The sequence below is a fragment of the Streptomyces sp. NPDC093094 genome (genome assembly GCF_044754345.1).
Classification (GTDB): Bacteria; Actinomycetota; Actinomycetes; order Streptomycetales; family Streptomycetaceae; genus Streptomyces.
Genome location: NZ_JBIVOX010000020.1, coordinates 1 through 16,569 on the forward strand (window position 1 = coordinate 1; position 16,569 = coordinate 16,569).

The 16,569-nt window shown below is 71.5% G+C and carries 13 protein-coding genes; 7 read left to right on the top strand and 6 right to left on the bottom strand.

Annotated features, from left to right (window positions below; all coding sequences use genetic code 11):
- Positions 1 to 175 precede the first annotated feature (175 nt).
- The 6 genes from ACIQGV_RS32270 to ACIQGV_RS32295 all read left to right on the top strand — a co-directional run bounded on the left by ACIQGV_RS32270 (position 176) and on the right by ACIQGV_RS32295 (position 10,132).
- Positions 176 to 1,135, top strand: a complete 960-nt coding sequence (locus ACIQGV_RS32270) for a carbohydrate ABC transporter permease (RefSeq protein ID WP_402500852.1) — start codon at positions 176 to 178, stop codon at positions 1,133 to 1,135.
- Positions 1,136 to 1,151: 16 nt separating this feature from the next.
- On the top strand, positions 1,152 to 2,027 hold the full coding sequence (locus ACIQGV_RS32275) for a carbohydrate ABC transporter permease (RefSeq protein ID WP_402500855.1): 876 nt from the start codon (positions 1,152 to 1,154) through the stop codon (positions 2,025 to 2,027).
- Between the two features lie 116 nt (positions 2,028 to 2,143).
- Positions 2,144 to 3,754 (top strand): glycoside hydrolase family 13 protein, encoded by a 1,611-nt coding sequence (locus ACIQGV_RS32280; RefSeq protein WP_402500857.1) that lies wholly within the window; start codon positions 2,144 to 2,146, stop codon positions 3,752 to 3,754.
- A gap of 235 nt (positions 3,755 to 3,989) precedes the next feature.
- Positions 3,990 to 5,000: a LacI family DNA-binding transcriptional regulator gene (locus ACIQGV_RS32285; RefSeq protein ID WP_402500859.1), complete on the top strand. Its 1,011-nt coding sequence runs from the start codon at positions 3,990 to 3,992 to the stop codon at positions 4,998 to 5,000.
- A gap of 399 nt (positions 5,001 to 5,399) precedes the next feature.
- The gene (locus ACIQGV_RS32290; RefSeq protein ID WP_402500861.1) at positions 5,400 to 8,783 is read left to right on the top strand and encodes a CARDB domain-containing protein; all 3,384 of its coding nucleotides are present in this window, start codon (positions 5,400 to 5,402) and stop codon (positions 8,781 to 8,783) included.
- A gap of 383 nt (positions 8,784 to 9,166) precedes the next feature.
- The gene (locus tag ACIQGV_RS32295) at positions 9,167 to 10,132 is read left to right on the top strand and encodes a hypothetical protein (RefSeq protein WP_402500864.1); all 966 of its coding nucleotides are present in this window, start codon (positions 9,167 to 9,169) and stop codon (positions 10,130 to 10,132) included.
- A gap of 16 nt (positions 10,133 to 10,148) precedes the next feature.
- On the opposite strand, the gene ACIQGV_RS32300 is transcribed toward ACIQGV_RS32295, so the two are convergent.
- On the bottom strand, positions 10,149 to 11,033 hold the full coding sequence (locus ACIQGV_RS32300; RefSeq protein WP_402500866.1) for an SDR family NAD(P)-dependent oxidoreductase: 885 nt from the start codon (positions 11,031 to 11,033) through the stop codon (positions 10,149 to 10,151).
- Positions 11,034 to 11,121: 88 nt separating this feature from the next.
- Between ACIQGV_RS32300 and ACIQGV_RS32305 the strand changes: the two genes are divergently transcribed.
- Complete coding sequence (locus ACIQGV_RS32305; protein ID WP_402500868.1) at positions 11,122 to 11,805, top strand: TetR family transcriptional regulator; 684 nt, start codon at positions 11,122 to 11,124, stop codon at positions 11,803 to 11,805.
- 11 nt (positions 11,806 to 11,816) lie between these two features.
- Here ACIQGV_RS32305 and ACIQGV_RS32310 read toward each other — a convergent pair whose 3' ends face one another.
- The 5 genes from ACIQGV_RS32310 to ACIQGV_RS32330 all read right to left on the bottom strand — a co-directional run bounded on the left by ACIQGV_RS32310 (position 11,817) and on the right by ACIQGV_RS32330 (position 16,384).
- Positions 11,817 to 12,143 (bottom strand): hypothetical protein, encoded by a 327-nt coding sequence (locus ACIQGV_RS32310; protein WP_402500871.1) that lies wholly within the window; start codon positions 12,141 to 12,143, stop codon positions 11,817 to 11,819.
- Positions 12,144 to 12,337: 194 nt separating this feature from the next.
- Positions 12,338 to 12,808 (bottom strand): hypothetical protein, encoded by a 471-nt coding sequence (locus ACIQGV_RS32315; protein ID WP_402500872.1) that lies wholly within the window; start codon positions 12,806 to 12,808, stop codon positions 12,338 to 12,340.
- A 105-nt stretch (positions 12,809 to 12,913) separates the two neighbouring features.
- A complete protein-coding gene (locus ACIQGV_RS32320) occupies positions 12,914 to 13,657 on the bottom strand; it encodes a hypothetical protein (protein ID WP_402500875.1) in 744 nt (247 codons plus the stop codon).
- A complete protein-coding gene (locus ACIQGV_RS32325) occupies positions 13,654 to 15,306 on the bottom strand; it encodes a polyprenyl synthetase family protein (RefSeq protein ID WP_402500878.1) in 1,653 nt (550 codons plus the stop codon). The genes ACIQGV_RS32320 and ACIQGV_RS32325 overlap by 4 nt, the downstream gene beginning before the upstream one ends.
- Positions 15,299 to 16,384, bottom strand: a complete 1,086-nt coding sequence (locus ACIQGV_RS32330; protein WP_402500880.1) for a hypothetical protein — start codon at positions 16,382 to 16,384, stop codon at positions 15,299 to 15,301. Before ACIQGV_RS32330 ends, ACIQGV_RS32325 begins: the two co-directional genes overlap by 8 nt.
- Positions 16,385 to 16,569: the final 185 nt, after the last annotated feature.

Below are 16,569 nucleotides of genomic sequence, written 5' to 3' on the forward strand. Positions count from 1 at the left end.
ATGTCGGGCATCCTGACCAACGAGGACGCCGACATCGACAAGCTCCTGGACACGGCCGAGTCACAGGTCAACCAGGTCCTGGCCAACCAGTGACCCGACCGGGCGGGGCGGCCGGCACCAGGCCGCCCCGCCCCGCCCGGCAGCAGAAACGGCAGTCCAGTACCAAGGAGCGACGATGTCGGCCCCGAGCCTGACCCCGAGCAAGGCGGGACCTCCCCGCCACTCCAAGCCGCACAAGACGGCCCCCACGGCCCCCGGTGGCCACTTCGCCAAGAGCCTCAAGCGCAACCTGACGGCCCACGGCTTCCTCATCGGAGCCGTGCTGTGTTTCATGGTGTTCTCCTGGTATCCGATGATCCGGGAGTTCTTCCTCGCCTTCCAGAAGACCGAGAGCGGACAGACCACCTGGGTGGGCCTGGACAACCTCACCACCGTCTTCAACGACCCCGCCTTCTGGCAGGCATGGCGCAACACCCTCCTGTTCACGGTGCTGGCACTGATCTTCGGTTTCGCGGTGCCCTTCGTCGTGGCGATCGTGATCAACGAGTTCCAGCACGGCCAGGGCTACCTCCGCCTGCTGGTCTACCTGCCCGTCATGCTGCCGCCGGTCGCCTCGGTCCTGCTCTTCAAGTACCTCTACGACCCCGGATACGGCCTGCTCAACGAGCTGTTCAGCTTCCTGCACCTGCCCGAACAGCAATGGCTGCAGGACCCCGACCTGTCCATGCTCTCCGTCGTGCTGGCCTCGACCTGGATGAACATGGGCGGCGCCACCCTCATCTACCTCGCCGCGCTCCAGGGCATCCCGGGCGAGCTGTACGAGGCGGCCGAGCTGGACGGCGCGAGCCTGTGGCGCAAGATCTGGCACGTCACCATCCCGCAGACCCGCCTCATCCTGTCGCTGATGCTGCTCATGCAGGTCATCGCCACCATGCAGGTCTTCGTCGAACCCTTCCTGCTCACCGGCGGCGCCGGCCCCGAGGGCTCGACCACCACGGTCGTCTACCTCATCTACCAGTACGCCTTCAACTTCAACAACTACGGCGCCGCCGCGGCCCTCGGTCTGATGCTCCTCGTACTGCTCGCCGGATTCTCCGCCGCGTACGTGAAGCTCAGCCGCGCCGAGGACGAGTAGGACCGGGGAGACCAGCATGTCCACACGCACACTCATCTCGCCCGCCGTACTCGCCAGGCCGCGCGGCCGAAGGCTCTACTGGTTCGTCTTCGGCCTGGTCGTCGTCCTCTTCACCCTGGCGTTCCTCGGCCCGATGTACTGGCTGGTGTCCAGCGGCTTCAAGGATCCCCAGGAAGTGATCCAGACCCCGCCGACCCTGGTGCCCAAGACCTTCGAGCCCGACAACTACAGCCGCGCCTGGGAGGTCATGGACCTGTCCTCCCTCCTGTTCAACACCCTCTACTACGCCTTCGGCGCGCTGGCCTTCCAGCTGGTCCTCGACGTGGCGGCCGCGTACTCGCTGTCCAAGCTGCGGCCGATCTTCGGCAAGGCCGTCCTCGGCATGATGCTGGCCACGCTGATGATCCCGGCGACCGTGCTCGTCGTGCCCCAGTACCTGACCGTCCTGGACGTGCCGGTGGTGGAGCGCAACCTGCTGAACACCCCGTGGGCGATCTGGCTGCCGTCGGTGACCAACGCCTTCAACATCTTCCTGCTCAAGCGGTTCTTCGACTCCATCCCGAAGGAACTCCTGGACGCCGCCTCCATGGACGGCGCGAGCCCGCTGCGCATCCTGTGGTCGATCGTCCTGCCGATCTCCCGGCCCATCCTCGGCGTCGTGTCGATCTTCGCGGTGGTGGGGGTGTGGAAGGACTTCCTGTGGCCGATGCTCACCCTGCCCGACCCCTCGAAGCAGACCCTCAACGTCGGCATCTACTCGCTCTCCAACGGCGTACCGGTGAACGTGCTGATCGCCGCGCTCACCATCGCCTCACTGCCGACCCTGCTGATCTTCCTGGTCTTCCAGCGCAACATCATGAGCGGTCTGACCGCGGGCGGACTCAAGGGCTGACGCCCTTCCCGTCACGCCCCGCCGCTCGTCCCCCAGCCTTCGCCGCCGCTCCTTCCGTCGCCCCGCAGCACAGGGGCGGCGGCGAAGAACCCCTCCCTGCCCGAAAGGACAGTCACGTGGCAGCCCCCAACTCGTCCCGCACCACCGACTGGTGGCGCGACGCCGTCATCTACCAGGTCTACCCGCGCAGCTTCGCAGACGGCGACGGCGACGGCACCGGTGACCTCGCAGGCGTCCGGGCGAGACTGTCCCACCTCGCCGAACTCGGCGTGGACGCCCTCTGGTTCACCCCCTGGTACGCCTCCCCGATGGTCGACGGCGGCTACGACGTGGCCGACTACCGCGCCATCGACCCCGCCTTCGGCACCCTCGACGAGGCCGAGAAGCTCATCGCCGAAGCCGCCGAACTCGGTCTGCGCGTCATCGTCGACATCGTCCCCAACCATGTCTCCGACCAGCACGCCTGGTTCAGGGCCGCCCTCGCGGCGGGCCCCGGCAGCCCGGAGCGGGAGCGCTTCCACTTCCGGCCCGGCCGCGGCGAGCACGGCGAACTCCCGCCCAACGACTGGCCCTCCCAGTTCTCCGGGAACACCTGGACCCGGGTCCCCGACGGCGAGTGGTACCTCCACCTCTTCACCCCCGAGCAGCCCGACCTGAACTGGTCGCACCCCGACGTGCGCCGCGAGCACGAGGACGTCCTGCGCTTCTGGTTCGAGCGCGGCGTCGCCGGCGTCCGCATCGACTCCGCCGCGCTGCTCACCAAGGACCCCGAACTGCGCGACTTCGTCGAGGGCGTCGACCCGCACCCGTACATCGACCAGGACGAGATCCACGACGTCTACCGCGCCTGGCGGGCCATCGCGGACGAGTACGGCGCCGTCTTCGTCGGCGAGGTCTGGCTCCCGGACGCCGAGCGCTTCGCCCGCTATCTGCGCCCCGACGAGCTCCACACCGCCTTCAACTTCAACTTCCTCGTCTGCCCCTGGGACGCCCAGCGGCTGCGCGCCACCATCGACGACACCCTCGCCGAGCACGCCCCCGTGCAGGCCCCCGCCACCTGGGTGCTGTGCAACCACGACGTCACCCGCACGGTCACCCGCTACGGGCGTGAGGACACGTCCTTCGAGTTCGCCAAGAAGCGCTTCGGCACGCCCGCCGACCTGGAGCTGGGCACCCGCCGGGCCCGCGCGGCGGCGCTGCTGACGCTGGCGCTGCCCGGCTCGGTGTACCTCTACCAGGGCGAGGAACTGGGCCTGCCGGAGGCCGACATCCCGCTCGACCGCATCGAGGACCCGATGCACTTCCGCTCCGGCGGCATCGACCCCGGCCGTGACGGCTGCCGCGTCCCGCTGCCATGGGAGGCCGACGCGCCCTCGTACGGCTTCGGCACCGCGGCCGGCACGCAGACCTGGCTGCCGCAGCCCGCCGACTGGGCCCGCCACGCCGTCGACCGGCAGAGCGCCGACCCCACGTCGATGCTCGCGCTCTACCGCACGGCCCTGGAACTGCGGCGCGCCGAGGCCGGCTTCGGTGACGGCCCCCTCACCTGGCTGCCCGCGCCGGACGGCGTCCTCGCCTTCAGCCGCGAGAACGGCCTGATCTGTGTCGTGAACCTCTCGGCCGAGGCCGTGGACCTCCCGTCGCACGAGAGGGTGCTGCTGTCCAGCGGCCCCCTGGACGCCCGGGGTCTGCTGCCGCGGGACACGGCGGTGTGGCTGCGGGTCTGACCCGAGGGCTCCCGCCCGGCGGTCCCCGGACCGCCTCCCGGAACGGCCCCGGCCGCGCACTGTGGGGGAGTGCGCCGCCGGGGTCTTCCACCGTGCGCGGGCCGCCGCACCGGAGCGGAGCGCAACACGAGTGCAGTACGAGCGCACCGGAAAGCGCAACCAGACGCCTACATCACGTTGAAAGGATGAGGGCAGGCTGCAACATTCTTGCGAGGCTTGCGATAGTCTTGCACTCATGACGCGACGACTTGCTCTGGTAGCGAAGAAGGTGGGGGTCAGCGAGGCGACGGTCAGCCGGGTCCTCAACGGCAAGCCGGGGGTGTCCGAGGCGACCCGTCAGTCCGTGCTGACGGCCCTGGACGTTCTCGGGTACGAACGGCCGACCCAGCTGCGCGGTGAACGCGCCCGGCTCGTGGGCCTGGTGCTGCCGGAGCTCCAGAACCCGATCTTCCCCGCGTTCGCCGAGGTCATCGGAGGCGCCCTCGCCCAGCAGGGGCTCACTCCCGTGCTGTGCACACAGACCAGAGGGGGTGTCTCCGAGGCGGACTACGTCGAGCTGCTGCTCCAGCAGCAGGTCTCCGGCGTGATCTTCGCCGGAGGTCTCTTCGCGCAGGCCGACGCGCCGCACGAGCACTACCACCAGCTGGCCGAGCGCAAGATCCCCGTCGTCCTCGTGAACGCCTCCATCCAGGGGCTCGACTTCCCGTGCGTCGCCTGCGACGACGCCGTCGCCATCGAGCAGGCGTGGCGCCATCTCGTCTCGCTCGGGCACGAGAGGATCGGCCTGGTCCTCGGCCCCGTCGACCACATGCCGTCCCGCCGCAAGCTGGAGGCGGCGCGGATGGCGGCGAAGGCCACCGGTGTGGAGTGGGACGACGAGCTCGTGGAGCGGTCGATCTTCTCGCTGGAAGGCGGACAGGCCGCCACCGCGAGGCTCCTGGAGCGCGGTGTCACCGGCATCGTGTGCGGCAGCGACCCGCTCGCGCTCGGGGCGGTGCGGGCCGCCCGCCGACGGGGGCTCTCCGTCCCCTCCGACGTGTCGGTCATCGGCTTCGACGACTCCGCCTTCATGAACTGCACCGAGCCGCCCCTGTCGACGGTCCGCCAGCCCATCGAGGCGATGGGCCGCGCCGCCGTCGATCTGCTGTGCACCCAGATCCAGGGGGCGCAGTCGCACCCGGGAGAGCTGCTCTTCGAGCCCGAACTCGTCGTCCGCGGTTCGACGGCCCCTCCGTCGAACCGCTGACCGCCCCTTCCCGGGAAGCCCTGAACGGCGCCCGCCCCCTTCGCATCTGACCCCGTGTCACCCCGCGGCACCGGTGTCGCCGCCGCTCCGAGCGGCTCCGACACCGGTGCCGTCGGCGTTTCCGGGGACCTGTCGCGCGCCATCCGCTTGTCGGGAACTTGACCGAACCGTTGACAAACACGTCACGCGGTAGAAACCTGTCTGCCTGTTGGCGCAAATGTATCGCAGAATCACTCAATTATTTGGCTGTACGGCGCCGTTCCCCCACCAGAGACTCCGTGGGCTCCCGCACGAGCACTCGTCAGCCCCGCCCCGACCCCTCGCGCGCGCTCTGCCCGAGGCCGGATCCGGGAGACGGGCGAGGCCGTGCGCGGTGCCCCGGATCGCGGAAAGGTCACCATGAGACGCGCACAACCAGGCAGACGGCTGGGAGCCGGCCTGCTGACAGCGGGCCTGATGACAGTCGGACTGCTCCCCGCCCCGTCGCACGCCGCGGCAGAGGCGGCGGACACCAACCTCGCCCTGGGCAGGACCGCCACGGCCGGCGGAACGCTCGGCGGCTACCCGGCCTCCAACGTCACCGACGGAAGCCAAGCCTCCTACTGGGAAGGCCCGTCGGGCTCGTTCCCGCAGTGGGTGCAGGTCGACCTCGGGACCCAGGTCCCGCTGGACCGGCTCGCCCTGAAGCTGCCCACCGGCTGGGAGGCGCGCTCCGAGTCCCTGGCCGTCCTCGGCAGCACCGACGGCAACTCCTTCAGCACGCTCGTCGCCGGGCAGGCCCGCGGCTTCGACCCGTCCGCGGCGAACACGGTGAACATCGATCTGCCGGCCGCCACCGCCCGTTTCGTGCGGGTGCAGGTCGCCTCCAACTCGGGCTGGAACGCAGCCCAGTTGTCGGAGCTGGAGGTCTACGGCGAGGACGGCGGGGGCGGCCCGGTCGACCCGCCGGTCGAGGGCACCAACCTCGCCCTGCGCAAGCCCGTCGAGGCCACCTCGACCACGCAGAACTACGTCGCCCCCAACGCCAACGACGGCAACACCGGCACCTACTGGGAGGCGGGCGGCCAGTCGTCCTCGCTGACCGTGCAACTGGGTGCCGACGCCGACCTGTCGGGCGTCGTGGTCAAGCTCAACCCCGACCCGATCTGGGGCCCGCGCACCCAGAGCATCCAGGTCCTCGGACGCAGGGCGGGCGAGTCCGCCTTCACCTCGCTGAAGGACCGGGCCGACTACGCGTTCAGCCCGTCGGGCAACAAGAACACGGTGACCATCCCGGTCTCCGGCCGCTACGCCGACATACGGCTGCAGTTCTCGGGCAACTCCGGCGCGGGCGGCGCACAGGTCGCCGAGCTGGAGGTCCTCGGTCAGGCGGCACCCGCACCCGACCTGACCGTCAACGAGCTGACCTGGTCACCGGCCTCGCCGTCCGAGGCGGACCCGGTCACCGTGCAGGCCACCGTCCGCAACACCGGCAGCGCCGCCTCTCCCGCCACGACGGTGAACGTCAGCCTCGAAGGCACGGTCGCGGGCAGCGCCGCCGTCCGCGCGCTCGCCGCGGGTGAGTCGGTGACGGTCCCCGTCGCCGTCGGCAAGCGGCCCATGGGCAGCTACGGCGTCTCCGCGGTCGTCGACCCGACCGACACCGTCGCCGAACTCGACAACACCAACAACAGCCGCAACGCCGCCACCAGACTGGTCGTCGGGCAGGCCCCCGGCCCCGACCTGGAGGTCACCGGCATCACCAGCAGCCCGGCCAACCCGGCCGTCGGCTCCAGGGTCACCTTCGGCGTCACCGTCCGCAACCGCGGCACCAGCGCCGTGCCCGCGGGCTCCGTCACCCGGCTGACGGTCGGCGGCACCACCCTGAACGGCACCACCGGCAGCGTCCCCGCCGGCGGCTCCGTCACCGTGGCCGTCGACGGCAGCTGGACCGCCACCGGCGGCGGCGCCACCCTCACCGCGACGGCCGACGCCACCGGCACGGTCGCCGAGACCAACGAGGACAACAACGTCTTCGCCCGCTCCCTCGTGGTCGGACGCGGCGCGGCCGTGCCGTACACCGAGTACGAGGCGGAGGCAGGCCGGTACAACGGCACCCTGCTGAAGGCCGACGCCAAGCGCACCTTCGGCCACACCAACTTCGCCACCGAGTCCTCCGGCCGCGAGTCGGTCCGCCTCAACTCCACCGGACAGTACGTGGAGTTCACCTCCACCACCCCGTCCAACTCGATCGTCGTGCGCAACTCCATCCCCGACGCGGCGGGCGGCGGCGGCCGCGAGGCCACCCTCAGCCTCTACGCGGACGGCAGGTTCGTCCGCAAGCTGACCCTGTCCTCCAAGCACAGCTGGCTCTACGGCTCGACCGACGACCCGGAGGGGCTGACCAACCGGCCCGGCGGGGACGCGCGCCGGCTGTTCGACGAGTCCCACGCGCTGCTCACCGACACCTACCCGGCGGGCACCACCTTCCGCCTCCAGCGCGACGCCGGTGACGACGCCGAGTACTACGTCGTCGACCTGATCGACCTGGAGCAGGTCGCCGCTCCGGCCGCCAAGCCCGCCGAGTGCGTCTCCATCACCGAGTACGGGGCCGTGCCCAACGACGGCATCGACGACGCGGACGCCATCCAGCGCGCCGTCACCGCCGACCAGAACGGCACGATCCCCTGCGTGTGGATCCCCGCGGGCCAGTGGCGGCAGGAGAAGAAGATCCTGACCGACGACCCGCAGAACCGGGGCCAGTACAACCAGGTCGGCATCCGCAACGTCACCGTCCGGGGCGCCGGCATGTGGCACTCCCAGCTGTACTCGCTGACCCCGCCGCACCAGGCGGGCGGCATCAACCACCCGCACGAGGGCAACTTCGGGTTCGACATCGACGACAACACCAAGATCTCCGACATCGCCATCTTCGGCTCGGGCACCATCCGGGGCGGCGACGGCAACGCCGAGGGCGGCGTCGCGCTCAACGGCCGCTTCGGCAAGGACACGAAGATCACCAACGTCTGGATCGAGCACGCCAACGTCGGCGCCTGGGTCGGCCGCGACTACTCCAACATCCCCGAGCTGTGGGGACCCGGCGACGGGCTGGAGTTCAACGGCGTACGGATCCGCAACACCTACGCCGACGGTGTCAACTTCGCCAACGGCACCCGCAACTCGACCGTGTACAACTCCTCGTTCCGCAACACCGGTGACGACGCCCTCGCCGTGTGGGCGAGCAAGTACGTCAAGGACACCTCGGTCGACATCGGCCACGACAACCACTTCCGCAACAACACCGTCCAGTTGCCCTGGCGGGCCAACGGCATCGCGGTCTACGGCGGTCACGGCAACACCATCGAGAACAACCTGGTCTCCGACACCATGAACTACCCGGGGATCATGCTGGCCACCGACCACGACCCGCTGCCCTTCTCGGGCCAGACCCTCATCGCGGGCAACGGCCTGTACCGCACCGGCGGGGCGTTCTGGGGCGAGGCCCAGGAGTTCGGCGCCATCACGCTCTTCGCGCAGGGCCCGGACATCCCCGGAGTCACCATCAGGGACACCGAGATCCACGACTCGACGTACGACGGCATCCAGTTCAAGACCGGCGGCGGCGCCATGCCGAACGTGAAGGTCGACAACGTCCGTATCGACAAGTCGGTCAACGGCTGCGGCGTCCTCGCGATGGGCGGGGCCAGGGGCAGCGCGACCCTGACGAACGTCACCGTCACCAACTCGGCGGAGAGCGACGTCTGTGTCGAGCCCGGCTCCCAGTTCGTGATCAACCGCAACTGATCCCGGCCCGTCCCACCACCACGGCGGCCCGCACCCGGCGGGCCGCCGTACCGGTGCCCGGGCCGTCGCACGCCCGGTGCCTCCTGCACCGGAGGACCGCCGTCCCGCCCCCCCCGTGGCACGGGCCCGCACCACCCGTCCCCCGTCCCGGACGACGGCTCCGGCACGCTGTCCGGGCCGGACGCCCTCGGCCCCGGCCCGTCCGGGACCGGTGACGGACCCTTCTTCCGGGACTCCGCCGCCGCACGCCGGCTGCTGCCCGTGCGGGAGATCCTCGCCGAGCCCGCGGCCGGCACACTCCCTGGCTCCGCGTCCGCCGCGCCTTCTGAGGACCGCGGAAAATCCCCGGGCGCGTCACCGCGCGCGCCCTCTATCGTCCCGGCATGCGACGCACGGACATCACCGGGGACGACGGCACATGGACAGGGCTGTCCCTGGAGGTGCCGTCACGCGGCCGGCCCGGCCTGTGCCTGTTCAGCGCCGAACGGCGGCTGCTCCTCACCCAGCAGTCGCGGCCCGTGCTCCTCGCGGCGGTCGAGGAGGACCACTGCGGGGTAGAGTTCCGGCGCACGGACTCCTACCGCTCGGTCGTTCCGCCCCTGCGCGCCGACACGGCGCGGGCCCTGGCCGGACGGCCGGACCGCTGGGCCCACCGTTTCGCCCGGCATCTGGCCGGCTCACCGGGAAGTCCGCTGCACGAGGGCCGATGGCTGCTCACCCGCGAGAGCCCGCTGCTGCGCCGGAACCACGGACGGCTGCCGCAGGACGAGTACTGGACGTCCATGCTCGTCGAGGGTCATCCGGACGGATACATCGACTGGTTCGTCCACAACGGCTCGTGGGAGATCCTCCCGCTGCGCCCCGTGCCCGGCGCGACGGACGGCCGGGTCAGGGCCTACCGCAGACAGGCCCGTGACGGAACGCTCCCGCCCGTCCTCCTGTGGTGGGTGAGCGGCCTGGACTGCCATCTGCTCCTGGACGGTCACGCACGGCTCGCCGCCGCGATCGCCGAGTCGGTCGCGCCTCCGCTGCTCCATGTGCATCGCACCGCACCGGGCGACGAGGTGGCCGCGGGCACCGAGCGGGCGGTGCACTCCTACGAGGCCGAACTGGCCCGCTTCGCACAGCTCCGCACCCTCCACGGCACCGCCGTCCCGGACGGTGCCGCCGTCGCGGGCCCGCTTCTCGCCCGCCGCCTCGCGGAACTGCGTACGGCCCCGCGGCCCACCTGGGCCTGGCCCCTGCCGGGCGGCCGGGCCGAGTGGAGCCGCGTCGCCCGCGAGGTGACGGCCGCGCCCGCCGGACGCGGACGGCCCTCGGCGTGGACCGGTGAGCGAGCGGGCCGATGAGCCGGCCGGCCGGTGATCAGGCGTTCACCTCCGGCACGCTCGCGCCGCGCTGGTCCTGCCAGGTCGTGTCGGACGCGTCGACGTCGGTGCTCCGGCTCAGCGCCTCCCACTCCTCGTCGATCGCCAGGCGCCGCAGCCACGCCGTCCGCCCGAACTCGTAGGCGTCGCTGCCGGCGAGCAGACGCATCGGCGGCTCGTCCATCGCGGCGACCCGCAGGACGAGACGTGCCACCTTGCGCGGGTCGCCGTTGGCGACCTTCTCGAAGCCGTCCATGGCGCGCGCCGAGGCGCCGACCGTCTCCTCGTACGGCGTGCTGATCGGCGGGGTCCGCATGGACGAGCCCGCCCAGTCCGTCCGCATGCCGCCGGGCTCCAGGACGGTGACCTTGATGCCCAGCGGCGCGACCTCGGCGGCCAGGGCCTCGCTGAAGCCGCCGACGGCCCACTTCGCGGACTGGTAGGCCGTCATGCCGGGGCTGCCGATCCTGCCGCCGAGCGAGGAGACCTGGATGATCCGGCCGCCGCCCTGCCGGCGCAGCAGGGGTACGGCGGCCCTGGTCACATGGACGGTGCCGAGGAAGTTGGTGTCCACCTGCCTCCGGAACGCCTCCAGGCTGGTGTCCTCCAGCGCGGCCCGGTCACCCTGACCGGCGTTGTTGACGACGACGTCCAGACGGCCGAAAGCGGCGTGCCCGTTCGCCACGGCGGCGTCGGCCGCGGCGGCGTCGGTGACGTCGAGGGGTTCGACGTGGACACGGTCGCCGTACCGGGCACGCAGATCGTCGAGGTCGCCCACGCGGCGGGCGGTCGCCACCACGCGGTGCCCCGCTTCGAGAGCCTCCTCGGTGATCGCCCGGCCCAGGCCCCGTGAGGCTCCGGTGACGAAGAAGACCGAAGTCATGGTTCCTCCTGGATAACGCAATGGATGTGCGTTATCACTTCAGCACCCGAGAGGATGTATGTCAATGTGCTTGCGTTAACCTGGCCCGGTGAACGAGCCCAGGCAGCGAGCGCGGTCCGCCGAGGCCAAGCAGGAGCGGCGGCGTGCCCTCCTGGTGGCCGCGACGGAGCTGGGACTGGCGCACGGTGTGCGCGAGGTCACGCTCACGGCGGTCACCACGCAGGTCGGACTGCATCCCTCCGCCCTGCGCCGCTACTTCGAGTCGCGCGAGGAACTGCTCCTCGAACTCGCCGAACTCGGCTGGAGGGACTGGCGCACCGGCCTGACCGACGCCCTGGCGGAGGCGCCTTCACGGACGGCCGGCGAGGTCGCCCGGGCGCTCGCCGTGTCGCTGGAGCGGCTGCCGCTGTTCTGCGACCTGCTCACCCACGTCGTGCTCAGCCTCGAAGGAGCGGTGCGCCTCGAACGTGCGCGGAGCTACAAGGCCGCGGCGACCGAGGCGTACGACGAGATGACCGACGCGCTGGTGGCGGCGGGGGCGGGGCTGGATCCGGAAGGGGCGCGCACCGTGCTCACCACCGCGATGAGCACGGCCGCCTACCTCTACCAGCTCGGCCGCCCCAGTCCCACCCTGCGGCAGCTCTACGCGCAGGAGCCCCGCTGGGCCCATGACGCCCTGCGCTTCCGTGAACAGCTCACCCGGATCCTGGAGGCGACCGTCCTGGGGGCGCAGTGCGCCCGGAGTCCGCGGCCGCCCCGTGACCTGGGATGACGAGCGGGTCCTCAGCCGCCGGGGTCGGTGACCCAGCGCAGCACGGAGGCCGTGACCGCGGTGCCGAGGGAGCTGATCGCCTCGATGGCGTCCTGGTCGCCGGGCCGTGGCGCGATGCCGCGGACGGTCAGTGCGGCGTGCAGATCGAGCCGGCGCTGGTCCGCGGGGCTGACATGCATGTTCAGACGCTGCTTCGGGTCGGGGGGAGGCAGCAGGAAGTCACTGCCGTCGTGCTGGTCGAGGAGGCGGTCCGCATCGCGCGGCGGCGCGTGGAGGTACGGGTCGCAGAGGGGCCAGACGTCCTCGGTCGGGGCGAGCGTGTCGCTGGCTGCGTTCACCGCGGTTCTCCCTTGCTTGGGGTGTCTGTCTGCCCTGTGAAGTCGCAGGGCGGGCTGTCCTGGTTGCACTCTTCTCCCGGGATCCCCCGAATGCCGCAAAAGTACGGACTTCCTATAGCGAGCCGCCGCGTGCGGAGCCGGCTCCGGGGGAGTGCGCCCCGGAGCCGGCCGTGTCGGACGGTCGGTGTCCGGGGTCAGTCCTCGTTCGGGTCGAGGACGCGGCCCTTCAGCTTGATCGGACTGGCGGCGCCGACCTTGAGCTGCCCGTCGGTGTAGCGGCCCGGGGTCGCGCCGTCGACGGCGGTGACCTGGGCGGCGTAACCGAGGGCTTCCTGGTTGGTGGCCAGGTACGGGTTCTGGGTGAAGGTCAGGGTGCGGCCCCCGTCACCGAGGGTGCCCTGCGTGGTCTGCAGATTTCCCTTCGCCTGGAGGGTGTTGACGTCGTGGTAGGCCCAGGAGAGCCAGCTGGTGAACACGAAGCCCGTCGGCGCCTTCAGGGCGAAGGTGATGTCGCCGGGGTTCACCGGATCCGGGACGGTGCTGAGGATGCCGAAGCTGAGGTGCGCCGGGACCCCGCCCGGCGCGTCCTCGACGATCCCCTGCTGAAGGATGTACAGCTTGTTCTCGGACCCCGGTTGTACGGGGGCCTGGGTCTGCGTGGCCATGGATTTCCTCTCGGTGGATGGGTGATGTCCGCATGGGGCGGATCCGCCGGTGGCGGGCTCGGGGGGGACGGTTCCGCTCGGGACCGTCGGGCGGGACGCCGCGAGCTAGGGCGCGGGCGGTGTCCCGGCGGGAGTGGGCTCCACGGGCTCTGCGGGCTCCACGGGCTCCGCGGGCGCGGGCGCGTGCTCGGCCAGGAGCGGGCCGAGCACGACCAGGCCGCCGAGCACGATGTCCTCGTAGAGGTAGAACCCCGCCTCCAGGGGCGGCAGTTCGGCTTCGCCCGCCTCATGGCCGGATTCCTGGCCGACGGCGTACCCGGCGTCGTCGGCGGCGGTCTCGGCCGCGACCGGGCCGGCGGGCGTGCCGAGCAGGTCGGTGAGATCCTGCGCGGCACCCAGGAGGGCCGTACGGGCGGTGGTGGCCAGCAGCCGCAGGGGGAGGTCCAGCGCGGTGGCGGTGCGCTGGCCGGGGATCAGCTTCGCCGAAGCCGGGGCGTCCGCGGTGGAGGCGGCGATCCACTGGACGGGGAAGGTGCAGGCGGACACGATCCGCTCGGCCGGCATCAGCGGCGGAGGCTCACCGTCGACCATGAGGTCCTCCCACTCCATCAGGTCGAAGAGGAACTGGCCGCCCTTGTAGAAGGGGCAGGGCCGGAGCGTGTCCAGCAGGAGACGGGCGCGTTCGGGCTCGCGTCCGCGCAGTGCCACGCCGTGCCGGGCGAGCGTGCACAGGCACTGGCGCAGACAGTCGTTGACCTGGCCGACGAAGGCGAGGGCGCGGTGGTCGACGGGGGACAGGGGGCCGGCGGCGGGGCCGGACGGCGGGGGCGTGGTGGTTTCGGTGGTCACAGTGGCCTTGACGTCACGTAGTGGGCGATCTGGCGGAGGACGGCTTTGCCCTCGTTCTCGGGGATGACCCGCAGGTCTTCCTCGAAGCGGGCGATGCCTTCGGCGGCGAGCCGGTCGGCGAGTTCGGTGGCGTACTCGATGGACCCGTGCCGGCGCATGGCGGCGAGGAGTTCCTCGGCGTGCTGCTGGGTCTTGTCGGTGCGGCGCTGCCGCAGCACGTCGAGGAGGCGGGGCCGCTCGTGGGCGTACGCGGTGCGGAAGAGGTGGATCAGCATCACCGTGCGTTTGCCCTCCAGCAGGTCGCCGAGCGGCTCCTTGCCGTAGAGGGCCTCCTCGCCGACCAGGTTCAGGATGTCGTCCTGGATCTGGAAGGCGATGCCGATGAGCCGGAACGCCTCGTCGAACCGGCCGAGCACCGACGGATCGGTGACGCCCGCGCAGACCGCGCCGATCCGGCACGGGCTCATGCAGGTGTACCAGCCGGTTTTCTTGGTGCTCATCGTGAAGTAGGCGTCGTCGGCCTCGGGGACGAACTCGTGCCGGATCCAGCCCAGTTCCATGGCCTGGCCCTCGATGGACTCCCGGCACATGTGGATCGCCTCGTGGATGAGGCCGAGGGTGCGGACCAGGCCGAGTGTCTCCAGGTTGGACAGCACCGCGTCGACGGCGAGGAGGTTCAGCCCGTCGCCGACGTTGACCGCCAGGCCCAGGCCGTGTTCCTCGTGCATGGTCGGCAGGCCGCGCCGATGGGTGGACTCGTCGGCGATGTCGTCGTGCACGAGGAAGCCGTTGTGGAACAGCTCCAGCGCCGCGGCGGCGCGTACGGCGTCCTCGGGGCGTCCGCCGAACGCGGCGCAGGCCGCGATCGTGAGGGTGGGCCGCAGGCCCTTGCCCTGCCGGGCGGGATAGGACCGCATGAGGTCGTACAGCTCGGCGCGCGGCTCACGGTCCGGCAGCAGCCGTTCGATCTCCTCGTTGGTGCGGGCCCGGCACCGGCGCATGGTCTCCAGCAGGTCCGCGTCCCGGACGGTGTCCTCCAGCGACCAGCTGACGCTGGTGCGCCCGTCCCACAGCACCCGCGGCGCCGTGACGGTGGTGCCGCCGATCAGTTCGGGGACCTTGGGGACGTCCTCGGGGGAGCGCCGGGCGAGGTAGTCCAGCGCCGTCCAGCCGACCGGGTCGGCGGCCTCTTCCCGCGCGGCGGGCACGGCGCTGCCCCACAGGGTGGGTGCCTGTTCGCGGTAGGAGCCCCAGAGTTCCTGCATGCTGCGCAGGCCGGCCGCGCGCCGGGACAGCAGGGTGAAGGCACGCCACACCGCGAGGGTGTCGTCGCGGGACCCGCGGACGTCGAGGCTGTCGGGCAGCACCTGGTCGACGGGCGGACGCTGGAGGTCGAACAGCAGGTTCATGGCCCGGTCGTCGAAGACGACCTCGACGTCGGGGTCGGGGCAGCGGTCCTGGTGCACGACGACACGGCTGTGCCGTGCGGCGAGTGTGGCGTGGCTGCCGTCGTTGAAGTGCAGGCCGAGCCGGATGTCGCGCAGCTGGTCGGCGGCCGCGGCGAGGACGGCCGGCGCGCGGTCGGACAGGGCGCGGACGGTGTCGTCGAGGAGCCGGGCCCCGGTGAACGCGGTCAGTGTGTCAGTCATGGGCACCCCCGGCGAACTCCACGATGCCCTCGGCGCGGAAGCCGACGGGGCGCCCGCCGACGCGGCCCTCCACGGTGCAGGGGCCGAGCGTCTCGTGCACGCTGAACGGGTGCAGGCTCGTCTCCGAGGGGTTGGCGATCCGGCCCGCCGTGTGCGAGCGGAAGTCGAGCACGAGGTGGTCGTCGCCGAGCCGGGCGGTGATCACCAGCCGGCCGGGCACCGAGGCCATCGGCGGGGTGCCGAGGACGTCCGCCAGCGGCGGCACGATCGTGACCCGGTCGCGGTCCAGGCTGCCGCTGACGGCGACGCGCAGACTGCGGCGCGGGAAGTGGCGGATCATGCGCCCGTCGCGCCACAGCATCACCGACCCGTTGGCCGCGTCGGGCGGGTGAGCGGGCTGGATCAGGGTGAACACCACCGCTGACGGCGGGGCGGCGTCGGCGGGCCCGAAGGGGTCGTTGACGAATCCGAAGACCCAGCCGCCGAGCGTGGGCCAGGACCAGCGCCCGCGCACCCGCTCGTGGTAGCCGAGAAGGTCGGTCCGTGTGGCCGTGCCGTCGCCGTGCCGCAGGGTGCCCGTGCCCAGGACGCCGGGCTCCGACTGCCAGCGCAGGTGCTCGTCCTCGCCGAACGGCGCGCACTGCGAGGTGCAGGGCCGGCTGGTCCGGGTGAGCCGTACGTCGGCCGCGGGCGCCTTCGACCGGGCGGCCACCGGGAACGCGCCGGCGTCGCCGTGCGGATGGGGCAGCCGGAAGGCGGACCAGGGGACCTCGGGCTGCTCGGCGTTGAACTGCGTGGCGCTCCAGCCGTGTCCCTCCCGGTAGAGGAGCAGGATCGCCATGTGCTGGCCCTCGGCCGCGGTGCCGGTGCCGCTGCGCCGGCCAGTGGCCGGGGCGCCGGGGTCGGCGAGGACGGAGCCGCTGGAGGACCCCAGGACGGACAGGTTGGCGATCAGTGCCTCTCGGCCGCACCGGGACAGGAACGCGTAGTGCAGCCACTTGCGGTCGAGCGGATGAGTGAGCGGGGCGTGCGGGAAGGGGCCCGGGGGCCCGAGCCGCGGCAGGGTCGGCGTGGACACATCCCGAACGCTAACTCACAGTCGTCGAGTCATCACAATGCGTAAGCATCAGTCGGGTGACCTGGGAGCAGAGAAACGTTTACTTGCATATTCAGGGTTTGGCATCGCAAAGAACCGCCTGCGGCGATGGCTCGCCGCAGGCGCCGGGGCTCTCGTGGCCCGCTGTCGCCGGTCCTGGCCGCGCG